Raw genomic sequence first — 16451 nt, forward strand, 5'->3', positions numbered from 1 at the left:
TGATGTGGCGGGTTGCAGCAGCGGCCGCGTGGGTGCTGGCGTCACCGGCGTCGGCGCAAACGCTTATGCCCGCCGAGGCTTTCATTGATCTTGTTCTTGGAAAAACAATCAGGTTCGAGCATTTCAACTCGGGCCGTCTGGTCGGAGATGAGCAGTTCATCAGCCGAACGCAGACCATTTGGAAAACGCCCGAAAAGGGTTGTGTGTTCGGTCAGTTATATGTTGATCGCGGGCGAGTTTGCTTTCTGTACGAAAACAGTGAAGACGGGCTGCCCGTGTGTTGGTGGCCGTATGACTACAATGGCGAGATCATCGTACGCCCGGTTGGCGAATTCACGCGCGGCATGCAAAGGATAGGCGGTGTTTCAGAAGCCCCTTTGACCTGCGAAACCCTTCCGATGAGCTGAAGAAACGGCTTGCAGCCCGGAGAGTTATCCCCCAAACTGTCCACAAGGTTCATCAGAAACCCGGCGGCAGGATGAGCAGTCGCCAATGAGAGAAATTTTTGAAACGTCCAATGCGTCCGGAGCCATTCGGAACTGTCCATTGGGCTGATTTGTGCTGCGCTCTGTGTCTTCCGCAATATCTAGCGGTAGCCGGCGAAATGCTGCTGATATCGCGCCTATACCCTCGATATTTTGGGGTTTTTCTGCGTTTTTTTGATGACGCCCCTTGCGGATCACGGTAGAGTTGTCCGTGGATAGGTAAGAAAAAAGCGCGCGCAAGCGGGCATAAAACAGGCGGACAGAGCATGACATTGAACCTTTCGATGCCCGGTCAGGACGATTTGAAACCACGGATCACGGTCTTTGGCGTTGGTGGCGCGGGCGGCAACGCGGTCAACAACATGATCGAAAAAGAACTCGACGGGGTCGAGTTCGTGGTGGCCAACACCGACGCACAGGCGTTGCAGCAGAACCAGGCGACAAGCCGCGTCCAACTGGGCGTGAAAGTGACCGAAGGTCTGGGCGCAGGCGCCCGAGCCAGCGTTGGTGCAGCAGCAGCCGAAGAGAGCATCGAACAGATTGTCGATCACCTGGCAGGCGCGCATATGTGCTTCATCACAGCAGGTATGGGTGGCGGCACCGGTACCGGCGCGGCTCCGATCATCGCGCAAGCCGCGCGTGAGCTGGGTGTGCTGACCGTTGGCGTTGTAACCAAGCCGTTCCAGTTCGAAGGCGCCAAGCGCATGCGTCAGGCCGAAGACGGTGTTGAGGCGCTGCAAAAGGTTGTCGATACGCTGATCATCATTCCGAACCAGAACCTGTTCCGTCTGGCCAACGAAAAGACCACCTTTACCGAGGCGTTTTCGATGGCGGATGACGTTTTGTATCAGGGCGTCAAAGGCGTGACGGACCTGATGGTGCGTCCGGGCCTGATCAACCTCGACTTTGCCGACGTTCGTGCCGTGATGGACGAGATGGGCAAGGCGATGATGGGTACGGGCGAGGCCGAGGGCGAAGACCGCGCCATCCAGGCCGCCGAAAAGGCGATTGCAAACCCGCTGCTGGACGAAATCAGCCTGCGTGGCGCAAAGGGCGTTCTGATCAACATCACTGGCGCGCACGACCTGACCCTGTTCGAACTGGACGAAGCCGCCAACCGCATCCGCGAAGAGGTGGACCCGGAAGCGAACATCATCGTGGGTTCGACCCTGGACACCAACATGGAAGGCGGCATGCGCGTTTCGGTTGTTGCAACCGGTATCGACGCCACCGAGGTTCAGGCAGATATGCCGGTTCCACGCCGCCCGATGGCCGCGCCGTTGAAGCAAAAGGTTTCGGCAGAAGAACCTGCACCCGCTCCGGCACCTGCTCCGGTCGCTGAAGCACCGCTGACGCTGGAAACGCCTGCAGCTGCTCCGGTTGCTGAAGTGGCTGAAGAACCCAGCCTGTTCTCCGGCATGGGCGTCGAGGAAGTTGCAGCGCAGGATCTGGGCGAAGACATCTTTGAGCCAGAAGAGCCCGAGCTGCTGAACGACGATGGCCTGCCGCCCCCGGCTTACCAGCCGCAGGTTGCAGCTTTTGAACCGCGCCACGAAGAGGTGGAGAACGAGGCCGAAGCCTTTGTCGCTCCGCGTGCACCAGCACCCGGCACCCCGTCGCCCGAAGCGATGCAGCGCTTGCAGGCCGCCGCGCAAAAGGCACCGTCTGCTCCGCAGCAGGGCATGGCGCCCGCAGCTGCCGCAGCGCCGGAAAAGGGTCGTTTCGGCTTTAATCGCCTGATTGATCGGATGACCGGACACGCCGCAGACACTCCGACCGCGCAGGTTCGTCAACAACCTATGATGCGCCAAGCTGACGCAACGGCACCTGCTCCGGTTGAGAGTGACCCCGAACAGGACCGCATCGAAATTCCCGCGTTCCTGCGTCGTCAAGCAAACTGATAGCGGTCACAAAATTGGTAAAAAGGGCCACCTTGGGGTGGCCTTTTTCTTTTGTTTTACAGACGGATAATGGTTAATAGGCAGGGTTTCGCCTATCTGTTACAATGATGTTTCATTCGGTTACAAAGATTGAGTTGAGCCTGAGCCGTGCCTCCCTTACCTCAGGATCAACACAGCGCATGGGGACGCTGGAAGCTGCTCGATGAGGCACGGTTTGCAAAATACGCTCAAAACCTCGGTAACCTTCAAGGGTGTTGGCCTGCACGGCGGCGCCCCTGTCAAAATGGTTCTCAAGCCCGCGGCAGCAGGGCACGGTATCTGGTTCAAGCGGACCGATATCGAGGTGGGCGATGCAATGATCCCGGCAATCTACGATCTGGTCGAGCGCACGCCGCTGTGCACCAAGCTGGTGAATGGTGCAGGCGTGACGCTTTCAACGATCGAACACATCATGGCAGCCCTGGCCGGTTGTGGCATCCACAACGCGCTGATTGAAATTGACGGACCCGAAGTGCCGATCATGGACGGCTCGTCGGTCGAGTTTGTACGCGGCATCATGGCCAAGGGCGTGCGTCAGCAGGCCGCTCCGGTTCTGGCCTATGAGGTTCTCAAGCCCGTCACCGTAGAAAAGGACGGCGCAAAGGCGACACTGCTGCCGTCGAACCGTTTGGAAATCGAATTTCACATCGACTTTGCCGACCCCGCAATCGGCCGTCAGAGCAAGACGCTGGACATGCGCAACGGCACTTTTGCCCGCGAGTTGAGCGACAGTCGCACCTTCTGCCGTCAGGCAGATGTCGATGCGATGCATGAAAACGGTCTGGCCCTGGGTGGTACACTGGAAAATGCGGTGGTCGTGGACGGCGACGACGTCCTGAGCCCCGGTGGCTTCCGTCACGCAGACGAGGCCGTGCGCCACAAGATGCTGGACGCGCTTGGCGATCTCTATCTGGCCGGTGGCCCTCTGCTGGGTCACTATGTCGGTGAACGCGCTGGTCACTCTTTGACCAACACTCTGCTGCGCAAGCTTTTTGCGACACCCGGTGCTGTGCGCCCGGTTCTGTGCGACGCCGAAACTGCCGAGCGTTTGCCCGGTCAAGGCCTGATCTGGGCTGAAATTCCCCAGGTCGCCTGAAAGACCCCTTCCGGTTCCGCCCTCTGATCACGGCTCTTTTTCTCAACAAGTCGTTAAGGCGTTTTGCAGCGGAAATTAATGTGCTAGACCGAAGCTCAGTCGGGGGAACCGACACGGCAAGACGACAAGGATGAGCGAGTATGATCGGCGGCAAGGTGGGGGCCAGGGTTGTTGGTGCACTTCTTCTTACGGCTTTTCTGGCCTCTTGTGGGATCGGCGGGCGAGGGGCAGCAGATCGCAGTCAAGATTTGGACGGGTTCGGGCCCGAGCAGATCTTTGAGCGCGGCGAGTTTGAACTGGCGCAGTCACGTACCGAAGATGCGGCCTGGTATTTCTCGGAAATCGAACGTCTTTATCCCTATTCCAACTGGGCCAAGCGCGCCTTGATCATGCAGGCCTTTGCCTATCATTCAGGCAAAGACTATCCCGAAAGCCGGGCTGCCGCGCAGCGCTACATCGACTTTTATCCAGCAGACGAAGACGCGGCCTATGCGCAGTATCTTTTGGCGCTGAGCTACTATGACCAGATCGACGAGGTTGGACGCGACCAGGGCCTGACGTTCCAGGCGCTGCAGGCACTGCGCACCGTGATCGAGGTCTACCCCGACAGCGAATATGCCACCTCGGCGATTCTGAAGTTTGACCTGGCCTTTGATCATCTCGCTGCCAAGGAGATGGAAATCGGGCGCTACTACCTGCGTCGCGATCACTACACTGCGGCCATCAACCGGTTCCGCGTTGTGGTCGAGGATTTCCAGACGACCACCCACACCGCAGAGGCGCTGCATCGTCTGGTCGAGGCATATCTTTCGCTGGGTCTGATAAACGAAGCGCAGACCGCAGGCGCTATTCTGGGCTACAACTATCGCTCGTCCGAATGGTACGAGAGCAGCTACACGCTGTTGACGGCTGCCGGGCTGAAGCTCAAAGATCGTGGCAACAACTGGCTGAGCCAGATCTATCGTCAATCGATCAAGGGCGAATGGCTGTAAAGCCCGCTGTGACGGGACCGAACCATGCTGCGCGCACTTGATATCCGTGACATGTTGATCATTGACCGGCTGGAGCTTGCGTTCCAACCGGGGCTCAACGTGCTGACCGGCGAAACTGGTGCCGGCAAGTCTATCCTGCTGGATTCGTTGGGGTTTGTTCTGGGGTGGCGGGGACGGGCCGAATTGGTGCGTCAAGGCGCCGAGCAGGGCGAAGTGGTTGCCGAATTCGACTTGCCCGATGGGCATCCCGCGCATGACATTCTGGCAGAGGCCGGTTTGCCGGGTGGCCAAGAGCTGATCCTGCGTCGCGTGAACCTGGCGGATGGTCGAAAGACGGCTTGGGTCAATGACAGGCGTTGTTCAGGCGAAGTGCTGCGTGCACTATCTGAAACGCTGATTGAGCTGCACGGACAGCATGACGACCGAGGTTTGCTGAACCCTCGCGGACACAGGGCCATGTTGGACGCTTTTGCTCGCCTTGATGGCCGGTTGGCAGAGGTGCGGGCGGCTTGGACACAGGCGGCCAAGGCGCGCAAGACGGTTGAGGCCACCCAGGCCGCGCTGGACGCGGTGCGCGCCGAAGAAGAATTCCTGCGCCACGCTGTGGCTGAACTGGATCAATTGGATCCCATGCCAGGTGAGGATGCCGATCTGGATGCGCGCCGTCGGCTGATGCAGGGTGCAGAGAAGATCAGGGATGACGTGGCGCGGGCCTTTGCTCTGCTGAGCGGTGAAGGGGCCGAGGGTGCCATGGGTGATGCGCTGAGGTGGCTGGAAGGCGTCACAGCCGAGGCCGGTGGGCAGCTTGAAGAGCCGATTGCAGCGCTTGGTCGCGCGATGATCGAGCTGGGTGAGGCGCAAAACGGCGTCGAAACCTGTCTGAACGCGTTGGAGTTCAATCCGTCAGAGTTGGAGGCTGCCGAGGAGCGCCTGTTTGCGATCCGGGCTTTGGCCCGCAAACACGATGTCTTGCCGGATGAACTGGGCGATTACGCGGACACCCTGCGCGGCAAGCTGAACGCGCTCGAGGCCGGGGATGCGGACCTGGAACAGCAGAAGGCAGATTTGGCGGCGGCAGAAGCAGCTTTTGACGTTGCGGCGGCAGCGTTGACAGAGGCGCGGACAGAGGCCGCCGGGCGTTTGGATGCGGCAGTGATGGGCGAGTTGGCGCCGCTCAAGATGGAACGCGCAGTTTTCGAGACCAAGATCACTGAAGGTGAGGCAGGGCCCGAGGGTCGTGATGCGGTGGCCTTTACAGTCGCCACGAACCCCGGTGCGCCTGCGGGGCCGCTCAACAAGATTGCTTCGGGCGGGGAACTCAGTCGCTTTCTGCTGGCGCTCAAGGTCTGCCTGACCGGCGATGACAGCGCCCGGACGATGATCTTTGATGAGATCGACCGCGGGGTTGGGGGGGCTACGGCAGATGCCGTTGGGCGACGCCTGGCCTCACTTGCTGATGGTGGCCAGGTGCTGGTCGTGACCCATTCACCGCAGGTAGCGGCGCAAGGGCAACACCATTGGCGTGTGCAGAAGCAGGTGCAGAACGACGTCACCTTGTCGACCGTGGTGCCCTTGTCTCGGGACGAGCGCGTGGACGAGATTGCGCGCATGGTTGCGGGGGACACAATCACTCAAGAAGCACGCGCCGCGGCCAAGGCGCTGCTGACATCTTGATTGCGCAAGGTGAGGGGGAGGCACTCCCGCGCCCGCGCCAACCTGACTGCGTCAGCTCAGCGAGCGGCCTTGGGCCGGGCGCCTCGCCTACCGGGTCGGCGCGGTTGCGTTCAGCGCGCTTGTTTCTTTAAAAGCGCCAACCGCCGAGCGTAGCGAGGCCCGGCCCAACGGGAGGAGATGCCCCGGCAGGGGCGTTGACGACGGGCGGGAGTGCCCCCGTTTCCAAGCGTAACGATGTCACCAGACAAAATTGGCTCTTGGGTAGTATATCGAAAACTATGACGCCTTTCCGGCGACTTCCTGCGGGAATTCGGCTTTTCTGTTAACCTTGAGTGTCCTACACAGGGTTAAATGACGACCTGAGGTCACGCATGACCCCATCTACCCGAACACTTCTGCAGCAGCAGTTGCGACAGGCCACAGCTGCCATCAAGGACGGCTGGCGTGTGATGCGCCATCGTGGCCCGAGCCAGATCCAGTTCTGGTTCATCGCGCTTGCAATCGGCATTGTCGCCGGTTTTGCAGCGCTTTTCTTTCGCAAGGGGATCAACGCGCTCCAAGCCGCGCTTTATGGGACCGAAGATGTGCAGTTCCTGCACAGCTTTGCCGAGCAACTGCCGTGGTACTGGGTACTGTTGATTCCTATCGCTGGCGGTCTGATCGTTGGCATCATCCTGCATAATTTTACCGAGGACGGCCGGGTTCGCTCGGTTGCAGATGTGATCGAAGGGGCTGCCATCACCGACGGGCGGGTTGAAAAGAAGGCCGGGATCGCCTCGATGTTCGCCTCGCTCATCACGCTCAGCTCAGGCGGCTCAACGGGACGCGAGGGGCCAGTGGTGCATATGGCGGGCGTGGTGTCGACCTGGGTCAGCGACAGGATCCACGCAGACGGGATCACCGGGCGCGATCTATTGGGTTGCGCGGTGGCCGCCGCCGTTTCAGCCAGCTTCAACGCCCCAATTGCCGGGGCGCTCTTTGCGCTTGAAGTTGTCCTGCGCCACTTTGCAGTTCACGCCTTTGCACCCATCGTGATTGCGGCTGTGGCGGGAACGGTGATCAACCGTCTAGAGTTCGGCGACGTCACCGAGTTTGTGCTCAACACACCCGGATCGCTCAAGTTTTATGTCGAGCTGCCGGCCTTCCTGCTATTGGGGCTGTTGTGCGGTGTTATCGCGGTTGTCCTGATGCGGTCGATCTTTCTCGCCGAAGACTTGGCCAATCACCTTCAGGACAAGTTCACTATTCCCCGTTGGATACGTCCGGCAATTTCGGGCGCGATGCTGGGGGGGCTGGCGATCTGGTTCCCACATATCATCGGCGTTGGGTATGAGACGACGACCCTGGCTCTGAGTGGCGATCTGCTGCTGCACAACGCGATCATCTTTGCGGTGTTGAAAACAGTGGCCGTGGCCATCACCTTTGGCGGGCGCATGGGGGGCGGGGTGTTTTCGCCGTCGCTGATGATCGGGGCGCTGTCGGGGCTGGCCTTTGGCCTGATCGCCACCGGCCTGCTGCCGGACGTGTCGGGGACCCACACGCTCTATGCTTTTGCCGGGATGGGGGCTGTTGCAGCCGCTGTTTTGGGTGCACCGATTTCCACCACGCTGATCGTGTTCGAACTGACCGGAGACTGGCAGATCGGGATCGCGGTGATGGTGTCGGTATCGATGTCCACTGCCTTGGCTTCGCGCCTCGTGGACCGTTCGTTCTTTCTGACGCAGCTGGAGCGCCGCAACATCCACCTGGCGGCAGGCCCGCAGGCCTATCTGCTGGCGATGATGCGCTGTTCAACCGTGATGCGCGCGCTGGATGACCCGCGCTGCGCCGATATTGACGCCTGCGAGCAGATGATCGGCGAGGGGCTGTGTGTCGAGGCCAACGCCACGCTCGAGGCTGCGATGCCCTACTTTGACCGGGCTGATGTGCCCTTTGTTCCGGTCGTCGTGCACAAGGAGGGGCTGCCGCCCAAGCTGGTGGGCGCATTGTTCCACATCGACGCGCTAAAGGCGTACAACCGGGCGTTGGCGGCCACGGCGGCTGAAGAGCACTCGTAAGAAGACACCGAGCACTGGCAATTGGGACTTGGCCTATGAGCGGCTTTAGGCAGATGTCCACTTTGACCGAACTTAGGCTTGCCTTGGGTATTGAGAGTGGCGGGCCTTAGGCCCGCCATTGGGGCGTCTTAAGCCAGAAGAGGTAAAACAGGCTCACCTTTATCAAACGCGACCATGGGTCACGCAACCGGTCGGGCGTTTATGGGAGAGACCTTAAGGGGAACAGATTGAAACGGGTTCAATGGCAGCATTCAGCGAGCGGTCTCTGACGCAGAAAGGTTGACCGCTGGTTCCTTTCCCTTTTCCGATGCGCATGAGGGTGGCGTCGAAAGCCGCTTTTGCGTTGAAATTTAATTTGTCTCGCCAGCGACTGTATCCTGCTTGCATTGTCGAAAAACGCAGGCCGGATTTTTGAGGTGCAACCCAAACGGGCGCATCAGCAAAGTGATGCGCCCGTTTAATTTGTGTTCAGTTGAACTCGGCTGGGCCAGTGAGGGTGATACCCCTCATAGTTGTTCGACAGTCACGCCGTCGCGCAGGTGGAAGGCAAGATAATCTTTGATCTGGGCCACGGCTTCAATGGGCGCCTCGTACGACCAGGCTGCATCCTTGGTGACGGACGAGCGGTTGACGATCGAGAAATAGGTTGCATCGCCCTTGTGCGGGCAATGGGTGGTCTTGTCGGACACATCCAGGAACGCCATCGCGATGTCCTTGCGGGGGAAGTAGATCACCGGATCCATGTCGCCTTCGCTCAACTCCAGCACCTCGCTGCTTTCGCCAAGGATGGCCCCGCCGGAACGTACGCTCCATTTGCCGCCCGGTTTTCGGATCTTGATGTGATCTGTCATGTTGTCTCCTTCCCCATCGTCTTAGTGGTGGGCGGTCTTGTCGCCCGCCCGTGTAACAGCCTTGTGTCAGACCTCTTGTGTCAAACTGGCGCGGTTGCGGCGTCCAGCCACTGGCGCGCCTGCGGTCCCACACGTGGGCCGATCTTTTCGGCCACATCGCGGTGATAGGCGTTCAGCCAATCCCGTTCTTCGGCGGACAACATATCCACGACGATCAGGCGGCGGTCAATGGGGGCAAAGGTCAAAGTCCGCCACGACAGCATCGCCCGTTCCCGGTCCGAGGTCGCCAGGTCCGGCGCCTCTTGCACCACCACCAGGTTTTCGATGCGGATGCCAAAGGCGCCTTCGCGGTAATACCCCGGCTCGTTTGACAGGATCATGCCCGGCTCAAACGGCACGTGGCTGGTGCGCGCAAGACGCTGCGGGCCTTCGTGAACGCTCAGGTAGGCCCCAACGCCGTGCCCGACCCCGTGGTTGAAATCCTGCCCGGCCAGCCACAGTGGCATGCGCGCGACGCATTCGATGTCACGACCCGCAAGTCCAGCAGGCCAACGCAGCATCGACATGGCGATCATGCCTTTGAGGACACGGGTGAAACAGGCTTTCTCCTCGTCGCCGACCTCGCCAATTGCAATGGTGCGGGTGATGTCGGTGGTGCCGTCCAGATATTGCCCGCCGCTGTCCAGAACCAGCAGGTGGCCGTCCTGGATCGTGCTGTCGGTTTCTTCGGTCACGCGGTAGTGCATGATCGCGCCATTGGGACCGGTGCCCGAGATCGTCTCGAAGCTGATGTCCTGCAGGGCGTTGTCGGTGCGACGACGGGCTTCAAGCTCGGTGACCACCTGCGTTTCGGTCAGGGAGCCGGGTTCTTGCGCGTCGAGCCAGGCCAGCAATTCCACAATGGCCGCCCCGTCGCGCAGATGCGCCTCGGCCGAGCCCTCGATTTCGGCGGCGTTCTTGCGCGCCTTGGGCAGGGCGCAGGGATCGCCCGCATCCACCATCCGATCACCCAGGATGTCGGCCACCTTCTGCGGCACGGTGCCTGCGTCGACCTGGACTTGGCCAGCAAGCGTATCGACGGCGGTCAGGAAGTCCGCAGGATCGTGGATGGCCACCGTGTCGGGGAAATGATCACCCAGTTCCTTGAGCTTTTCGGCGGCCATGAACAGATCCACTGCGCCGGTGTCGTGCAGGATGGCAAAGCCATGGGCCACCGGGTTGCGCGGAATGTCGGCGCCGCGAATGTTTAACAGCCACATGATCGAATCCGGCAAGGTGATCACGGCGGAACCATGCCCTGCTTTTGCCAGATCTGCGGCCAGTCGCGTCGTCTTCTCAGCCGCGCTTTCCCCTGCAAACTCAAGCGGATGGGCCTTGACCGGGTTCATCGGCGGTTCAGGCTGATCCTCCCAGATTGCATCGACCAGGTTTTCGGTGCGGATCAACTCGATGCCCGAGCCCTTGAGTTCTTTTTCGGCCTGCGTGATCTGGCCTGCGGAATGCAGCCAGGCGTCGTACCCAACCTTGCCGCCGTTTGGCAGCTGTTCTTTCAGCCAGACCGACAGGGTGATGTCGGGCCAGGGGACGGGCGTGTATTCCGCAGCGACCTGCGCCTTGACCTGGGTGCGATAGCGCCCGTCGATGAAAACGCCTGCGATCTGCTCCAGCACCACGCAGAACCCGGCCGAGCCGGTAAAGCCGGTCAGCCAGGCCAGCCGCTCATCACGGGCCGCGACATATTCACCCTGATGCGCATCGGCGCGGGGCACCAGGAAGCCATCAAGACCCTGTTTGGCGATCTCGGCGCGCAGGGCGCTAAGGCGCGGAGGGCCTTGCTCGGGACGGGCGGTGACCTCAAAGCTCTGGAACATGGGGGCCTCATCTGTGGTGTCTTGGGTTGGGCGAAAGGTGAGGGGCCAGCGCGGAAATGTCCAGACGGGAAAGCGTGGTCTTGGCAATCGCTGGGACGTGGCTAAGGTGGTGGCATGATACGATATCTTGCCGCGATCCTATGTCTTGCCTGTCCTGCCGTCGCACAGGAGCAGTCGGAATTTGTGGAGCGGGCCCGCCAAACCGCGGCCGAGGCCATAGCCAAGAACATGAGTGATCCGTCCAATCCGGGACAGGCAGGCGTGTCGCGGGTGTTTGCGAAAAACGGGCTTCCGGCCCTGTGTTCGGTGACGGATGCGCACACGCCCGGGGGCACCTACATCGGGCGGACCTATTGGGAGGTCACGCTGAACCAGGACGGGACAGAGGTTGTGAGCACGCGAAATGTGACTGGTCTGATCTCGGACTGTTACGGCGAGGACTATCAGGCGTTTCGTGAGATATTGGAATAGCGGGAAGGGGGCGCTGCCCCCGTCGCTGCGCTCCTCCCCCGGGGTATTTCTGAAAAGGTGAAGAAGGGGCGGCAGTGGAAGGCCGCACCGTTCTGGATCAGCTTGCGCGTTTCATACCCATCACCCGGGCGCGGGCGCGGGGGTCGCTGTCGAAGAGGGCGGCCAGTTGTTCGGTCATTGCGCCTGCCAATTGCTCGACGTCGGTGATGGTCACCGCGCGGTCGTAGTAGCGGGTGACGTCATGGCCGATGCCGATCGCCAGCAGTTCCACCATCTTGCGTTTTTCCACCATGGCGATCACGTCGCGCAGGTGTTTTTCCAGATAGTTGGCGGGGTTGACCGACAGGGTGCTGTCATCCACCGGTGCGCCGTCCGAGATCACCATCAGGATCTTGCGCTGCTCACGCCGCGCCATCATCCGGCGGTGCGCCCATTCCAGCGCCTCGCCGTCGATGTTTTCCTTCAAGAGCCCCTCTTTCATCATCAGACCCAGGTTGGGACGGGCACGGCGCCAGGGCGAGTCGGCCCCCTTGTAGATGATGTGACGCAGGTCATTGAGGCGGCCTGGTTGTTGTGGGCGACCGTCGTTCAACCACGCCTCGCGCGCTTGGCCACCTTTCCAGGCGCGGGTGGTGAAGCCCAGGATCTCGACCTTGACGTTGCAGCGTTCCAGCGTGCGCGCCAGAACATCGGCACAGATCGCTGCGATCGAGATCGGGCGGCCGCGCATCGAGCCGGAGTTGTCCAGCAGAAGCGTCACCACGGTGTCGCGGAATTCGGTGTCTTTTTCCACCTTGAACGACAGTGGCGTGGTGGGGTTGGCCACAACACGCGCCAGACGGCCCGCATCCAGGATGCCCTCTTCGCGGTCGAACTCCCAGCTGCGGTTTTGCTGCGCCTGCAGGCGGCGTTGCAGCTTGTTGGCCAATCGGCTCACTGCGCCCTTGAGCGGCTCCAGCTGCTGATCAAGATAGGCGCGCAGACGTTCCAGCTCGGCAGGCTCGGCCAGATCTTCGGCGGCGATTTCCTCATCATGTTCAGAGAGATAGACCAGATAGTCGGGGTCGGCATCCGAGACGGGCTGCGGTGCAGGTGGCTCCAGCGGGGCCTCGCCTTCGGGCATCTCGGCCTCTTCGCCAAGCTCCTCATCGGCCATTTCGTCCATCGAGACCTGGGCCTGGGATTGGTCCTGCTGCTCTTCCTGCGATTGCTCGGGGTTGGCGTCAGCGTCTTCCTGATCCTGGTCGTCCTGACCGGTGCTGTCGGGATCGGGTTGCTCTTCAGCGTCGTCCTCGGCCTGATCCTCCTGGTCTTCGTCCAACTCGTCGGGGTCATCACCCAACTGGTCACCGTATCCCAGATCCTCGATCACCTGGCGGGCGAATTTGGCGAACTCGGCCTGATCGCTGAGCATGTCCTGAAGGTTGTCCAGCGTGCCGCCAGCCTGCTCCTCGATGAAGCCGCGCCACAGGTCCATGACGTTGGCCGCAGCCGCAGGCAGCTCTCGCCCGGTGGCGAGATGGCGGATCAGGTAGCCGGCCGCGACGGGCAGGGGGGCATCGGCGGCCTGGGTGCATTGGTCATAGCCCCGGCGCAGCGCTTCATGCGTGATTTTGACGTCGATGTTGGACGCAGTGCCCGGCATATCGCGGGCGCCCATGGCCTCGCACCGGGCGGTTTCCATCGCCTCATAGAGATCGCGCGCCATGTTGCCCGGAGGGGCATAGCGGGCGTGGGTTTCGGCGTTGTGGTACTTGCGTTGCAAGGCCAGGGCGTCGGCGGTGCCGCGAGCTAGCAGAACCTCTTCGCGGGACATGCGGCGGCTGACCTGGGGCAACCGCATCGAGTCGCCCGACACGCCCGAGGGATCGACCGTATAGGTTACGTTCAGCTCAGGATCGTCGGCCATGACCTTGGTGGCCTCGGCCAGGGCCTTTTTGAACGGATCGGCGGGGTTGTCGTTGGGCTTTTTCATGATCGCATGCTGTCCTTGGTCGAAGCATTCCGTCTTGCGCAGCCGTTGTCCAGTCTTCTCTCAGGTCGAGAACGTGTTGTGCCCGGCCGCGGGCGGGAAACGAAGTGCCCGCCCATGGGGGCGGACGGGCACTGCCCGGCGTACCGCCGGGCCAGGTTATCCCATGCTCGTGCTTGCAGCGCTTTCGGGCAGCTCTTCGTCAAAGCAGCGCTGATAGAACTCGGCCACGGTCTGACGCTCCAGCTCGTCACATTTGTTCAGGAACGACAGGCGGAAGGCATAGCCCACATCGCGGAAGATCTCGGCGTTTTGGGCCCAGTTGATCACGGTACGGGGTGACATGACGGTCGACAGGTCGCCGTTCATGAAGGCGGTCCGGGTCAGGTCGGCAACAGTCACCATCTGGCTGACGGTCTTGCGGCCATCGGCGGTGTTGTAATGCGGCGCCTTGGACAGGACGATCATCGTTTCGGCGTCATGACTGAGATAGTTCAGCGTCGAGACCAGCGACCAGCGGTCCATCTGGGCCTGGTTGATCTGCTGGGTACCGTGATAAAGGCCCGTGGTGTCGCCCAGACCGACGGTGTTTGCGGTGGCAAACAGGCGGAAATGCGGGTTGGGCGTGATGATCTCGTTCTGGTCCATCAGGGTCAGCTTGCCGTCATGCTCCAGAACGCGCTGGATCACGAACATCACGTCAGCGCGGCCGGCATCGTATTCGTCGAACACTATGGCAACGGGGTTGCGCAAAGCCCAGGGCAGGATGCCCTCGTGGAATTCGGTGACCTGCTTGCCGTCGCGCAGTTTGATCGCGTCCTTGCCGATCAGGTCGATCCGGCTGATGTGGCTGTCCAGGTTTACACGCACGGCGGGCCAGTTCAGGCGCGCGGCGACCTGTTCGATGTGGGTCGATTTGCCTGTGCCATGATAGCCCTGCACCATGACGCGGCGGTTGTGGCTGAAACCGGCCAGGATCGCCATCGTGGTGTCGGGGTCAAACTTGTAGGTGTGGTCGATTTCGGGCACGCGGTCCGAGCGTTCCGCAAATCCTTTGACCGTCATGTCGGTGTCGATGCCGAACACCTCACGGACCGAGATTTCTTCGGTGGGTTTTGCGTTGATGTCGAGCATCCCGTCAGCCATTCCAGTCGTCCTTATCCTGTCGGCCCCTCCCAACGGGGCGTGGTCCAGCGTTTGGTGCAACATCTTTGGGGCAAGGGCAAGGGGAACCACGCGTTCCAATCAGCTGTGCCGAAAAAAGGTTGTGAACTGGACTTATGGTGTGCGTCGTTTGCGCCAAATCTGCCGGGTTTTGACATGGCACGCACCTGAGCAGCCTCTGGCATGGGAAAACAATGGGACGATCACTCGATGCGCGCTATACTCAGCGTATTGAACCGGGTCGCCATACTATGACTACTCCGGCGACCCTGAATTCCAACACATGTTGTTTTTGGGGAGAAAAATGACTGGACTAAGCCATTTCAGAAAGACGTTGCTGGCAGGCGCCATTGGCCTTGCAGGGACGGGGGCCGCATTTGCCCAGGAAAAGCCGATGAATTTCCTGATCATCTGGGGCGATGACATCGGGTACTGGAACGTCAGCGCCTACAATCAGGGTATGATGGGGTATGAGACCCCCAACATTGACCGGATCGCCAAAGAGGGGATGTTGTTCACCCATGGCTATGGCGAGCAATCCTGTACTGCGGGGCGCGCGTCTTTCGTGACCGGGCAATCGGGGTTCCGCACAGGATTGCTCAAGGTTGGGTTGCCCGGCGCCAAAGAGGGGATCAGTGAGAAAGACCCCACTATCGCCGAATACATGAAGTCCAAGGGCTACATGACGGCCCAATATGGCAAAAACCATCTGGGGGATCTGGACGAGCACCTGCCGACAAATCACGGATTTGATGAGTTTTTTGGCAACCTCTATCACCTGAACGCCGAAGAAGAGCCGGAAAACGCGGACTATCCCAAGGACCCTGCCTTTCGCGAGCAATTTGGTCCACGTGGCGTGATTAAATCCTCGGCCGATGGTAGCGTCGAGGACACCGGGCCGCTGACCCGCAAGCGGATGGAGACCATTGATGAAGAGGTCACCGCCGGGGCTCTGGACTTCATCGACCGCGCAGCCGAGCAGGAGAAGCCGTTTTTCCTTTGGTACAACACCACCCGGATGCACATTCATACCCACCTCAAGGAAGAGAGCGAAGGCGTAACCGGTCTGGGGGTCTATCCGGACGGAATGGTCGAACATGACAAGATGGTCGGCCAGATGCTCGACAAGCTGGATGAGCTTGGCATCGCAGACAACACCGTGGTGATGTATTCGACCGACAACGGGGCCGAGGTGTTCAGCTGGCCCGATGGCGGCACCACGCCGTTCCGGGGCGAGAAGAATGACAATTGGGAAGGTGGGTTCCGTGTTCCGATGATGATCAAATGGCCCGGCGTGATCGACCCCGGCAGCCGGTCGAACCAGATCATCAGCCATCTGGATTGGTTCCCGACCTTCATGTCAGCGCTTGGTGATGGCGACATGAAAGAACGCATGTTGACCGAGGCCCCCTTTGGTGAGGGCAATGAGCCGGTGCACCTGGATGGTTATGACTTCATGCCGTATTTCCGGGGCGAGGCGGAAGAGGGGCCGCGGCGCGAGTTTCTGTACTTCTCGGACGGCGGAGATCTGATGAACCTGCGCTACAATCGGTGGAAGGTGGTCTTTGCCGAACAGCGGGCACATGGGTTCGATGTCTGGCAGGAACCGCTGACGTTCCTGCGGTTGCCCAAGATCATCGATCTCTATTCGGATCCGTTCGAGCGGGCCGAGCACGAGTCGATAGGCTATCCGAAATGGCGTCTGGATCGCACCTATCTGCTGGTGCCGGCCCAGGCGTTCGTGGCGCAGTTCCTGGCCACGTTCCAGGACTACCCGCCGCGCCAGAAACCGGCGAGCTTTTCGATCGACCAGGTGCTGGAGAGCCTGCAGCGCAATCAGGGCGGTTAAGTCTGTAGCCCATGAAAAGAAAGGCGCGT

12 protein-coding genes are annotated in these 16451 nt (G+C 60.7%); 8 read left to right on the top strand and 4 right to left on the bottom strand.

Annotated features, from left to right (window positions below):
• Positions 1 to 2: 2 nt before the first annotated feature.
• The 6 genes from TRL7639_RS07260 to TRL7639_RS07285 all read left to right on the top strand — a co-directional run bounded on the left by TRL7639_RS07260 (position 3) and on the right by TRL7639_RS07285 (position 8244).
• Positions 3 to 407 carry a hypothetical protein gene (locus tag TRL7639_RS07260; RefSeq protein WP_165759771.1) on the top strand — a complete coding sequence of 135 codons (405 nt, stop codon included), beginning with the start codon at positions 3 to 5 and terminating at the stop codon, positions 405 to 407.
• A gap of 344 nt (positions 408 to 751) precedes the next feature.
• Positions 752 to 2386, top strand: a complete 1635-nt coding sequence (ftsZ, locus tag TRL7639_RS07265; protein ID WP_235820279.1) for a cell division protein FtsZ — start codon at positions 752 to 754, stop codon at positions 2384 to 2386.
• 202 nt (positions 2387 to 2588) lie between these two features.
• Entirely contained in the window at positions 2589 to 3521 is a 933-nt protein-coding gene (gene lpxC, locus TRL7639_RS07270) for a UDP-3-O-acyl-N-acetylglucosamine deacetylase (RefSeq protein ID WP_085795065.1), read from the top strand.
• 140 nt (positions 3522 to 3661) lie between these two features.
• Positions 3662 to 4513 (top strand): outer membrane protein assembly factor BamD, encoded by an 852-nt coding sequence (locus TRL7639_RS07275; RefSeq protein ID WP_085795066.1) that lies wholly within the window; start codon positions 3662 to 3664, stop codon positions 4511 to 4513.
• Positions 4514 to 4537: 24 nt separating this feature from the next.
• On the top strand, positions 4538 to 6187 hold the full coding sequence (gene recN / locus TRL7639_RS07280) for a DNA repair protein RecN (protein ID WP_085795067.1): 1650 nt from the start codon (positions 4538 to 4540) through the stop codon (positions 6185 to 6187).
• Between the two features lie 371 nt (positions 6188 to 6558).
• Positions 6559 to 8244, top strand: coding sequence for a chloride channel protein (locus TRL7639_RS07285; protein WP_085795068.1), 1686 nt, complete (start codon positions 6559 to 6561; stop codon positions 8242 to 8244).
• A 506-nt stretch (positions 8245 to 8750) separates the two neighbouring features.
• On the opposite strand, the gene TRL7639_RS07290 is transcribed toward TRL7639_RS07285, so the two are convergent.
• Together TRL7639_RS07290 and TRL7639_RS07295 are read right to left on the bottom strand one after the other, a co-directional pair.
• Positions 8751 to 9095, bottom strand: a complete 345-nt coding sequence (locus TRL7639_RS07290; protein WP_085795069.1) for a DUF427 domain-containing protein — start codon at positions 9093 to 9095, stop codon at positions 8751 to 8753.
• An 80-nt stretch (positions 9096 to 9175) separates the two neighbouring features.
• Complete coding sequence (locus tag TRL7639_RS07295) at positions 9176 to 10966, bottom strand: aminopeptidase P family protein (protein ID WP_085795070.1); 1791 nt, start codon at positions 10964 to 10966, stop codon at positions 9176 to 9178.
• A gap of 114 nt (positions 10967 to 11080) precedes the next feature.
• On the opposite strand from TRL7639_RS07295, the gene TRL7639_RS07300 reads away from it, so the two are divergent.
• A complete protein-coding gene (locus TRL7639_RS07300; protein ID WP_085795071.1) occupies positions 11081 to 11437 on the top strand; it encodes a hypothetical protein in 357 nt (118 codons plus the stop codon).
• A 97-nt stretch (positions 11438 to 11534) separates the two neighbouring features.
• On the opposite strand, the gene cobT is transcribed toward TRL7639_RS07300, so the two are convergent.
• Together cobT and cobS are read right to left on the bottom strand one after the other, a co-directional pair.
• Positions 11535 to 13412, bottom strand: a complete 1878-nt coding sequence (gene cobT, locus TRL7639_RS07305; protein WP_085795072.1) for a cobaltochelatase subunit CobT — start codon at positions 13410 to 13412, stop codon at positions 11535 to 11537.
• A gap of 156 nt (positions 13413 to 13568) precedes the next feature.
• Entirely contained in the window at positions 13569 to 14555 is a 987-nt protein-coding gene (gene cobS / locus TRL7639_RS07310) for a cobaltochelatase subunit CobS (RefSeq protein WP_085795073.1), read from the bottom strand.
• A 322-nt stretch (positions 14556 to 14877) separates the two neighbouring features.
• Between cobS and TRL7639_RS07315 the strand changes: the two genes are divergently transcribed.
• The gene (locus TRL7639_RS07315; RefSeq protein WP_085795074.1) at positions 14878 to 16422 is read left to right on the top strand and encodes an arylsulfatase; all 1545 of its coding nucleotides are present in this window, start codon (positions 14878 to 14880) and stop codon (positions 16420 to 16422) included.
• Positions 16423 to 16451: the final 29 nt, after the last annotated feature.

Source organism: Falsiruegeria litorea R37, assembly GCF_900172225.1.
Taxonomy (GTDB): domain Bacteria; phylum Pseudomonadota; class Alphaproteobacteria; order Rhodobacterales; family Rhodobacteraceae; genus Falsiruegeria; species Falsiruegeria litorea.

Bases quoted from the DNA above. Each gene is read 5' to 3' on its own strand.
- TRL7639_RS07260 (WP_165759771.1), top strand. From the start codon at position 3: ATGTGGCGGGTTGCAGCAGCGGCCGCGTGGGTGCTGGCGTCACCGGCG.
- ftsZ (WP_235820279.1), top strand. From the start codon at position 752: ATGACATTGAACCTTTCGATGCCCGGTCAGGACGATTTGAAACCACGG.
- lpxC (WP_085795065.1), top strand. From the start codon at position 2,589: ATGAGGCACGGTTTGCAAAATACGCTCAAAACCTCGGTAACCTTCAAG.
- TRL7639_RS07275 (WP_085795066.1), top strand. From the start codon at position 3,662: ATGATCGGCGGCAAGGTGGGGGCCAGGGTTGTTGGTGCACTTCTTCTT.
- recN (WP_085795067.1), top strand. From the start codon at position 4,538: ATGCTGCGCGCACTTGATATCCGTGACATGTTGATCATTGACCGGCTG.
- TRL7639_RS07285 (WP_085795068.1), top strand. From the start codon at position 6,559: ATGACCCCATCTACCCGAACACTTCTGCAGCAGCAGTTGCGACAGGCC.
- TRL7639_RS07290 (WP_085795069.1), bottom strand. From the start codon at position 9,095: ATGACAGATCACATCAAGATCCGAAAACCGGGCGGCAAATGGAGCGTA.
- TRL7639_RS07295 (WP_085795070.1), bottom strand. From the start codon at position 10,966: ATGTTCCAGAGCTTTGAGGTCACCGCCCGTCCCGAGCAAGGCCCTCCG.
- TRL7639_RS07300 (WP_085795071.1), top strand. From the start codon at position 11,081: ATGATACGATATCTTGCCGCGATCCTATGTCTTGCCTGTCCTGCCGTC.
- cobT (WP_085795072.1), bottom strand. From the start codon at position 13,412: ATGAAAAAGCCCAACGACAACCCCGCCGATCCGTTCAAAAAGGCCCTG.
- cobS (WP_085795073.1), bottom strand. From the start codon at position 14,555: ATGGCTGACGGGATGCTCGACATCAACGCAAAACCCACCGAAGAAATC.
- TRL7639_RS07315 (WP_085795074.1), top strand. From the start codon at position 14,878: ATGACTGGACTAAGCCATTTCAGAAAGACGTTGCTGGCAGGCGCCATT.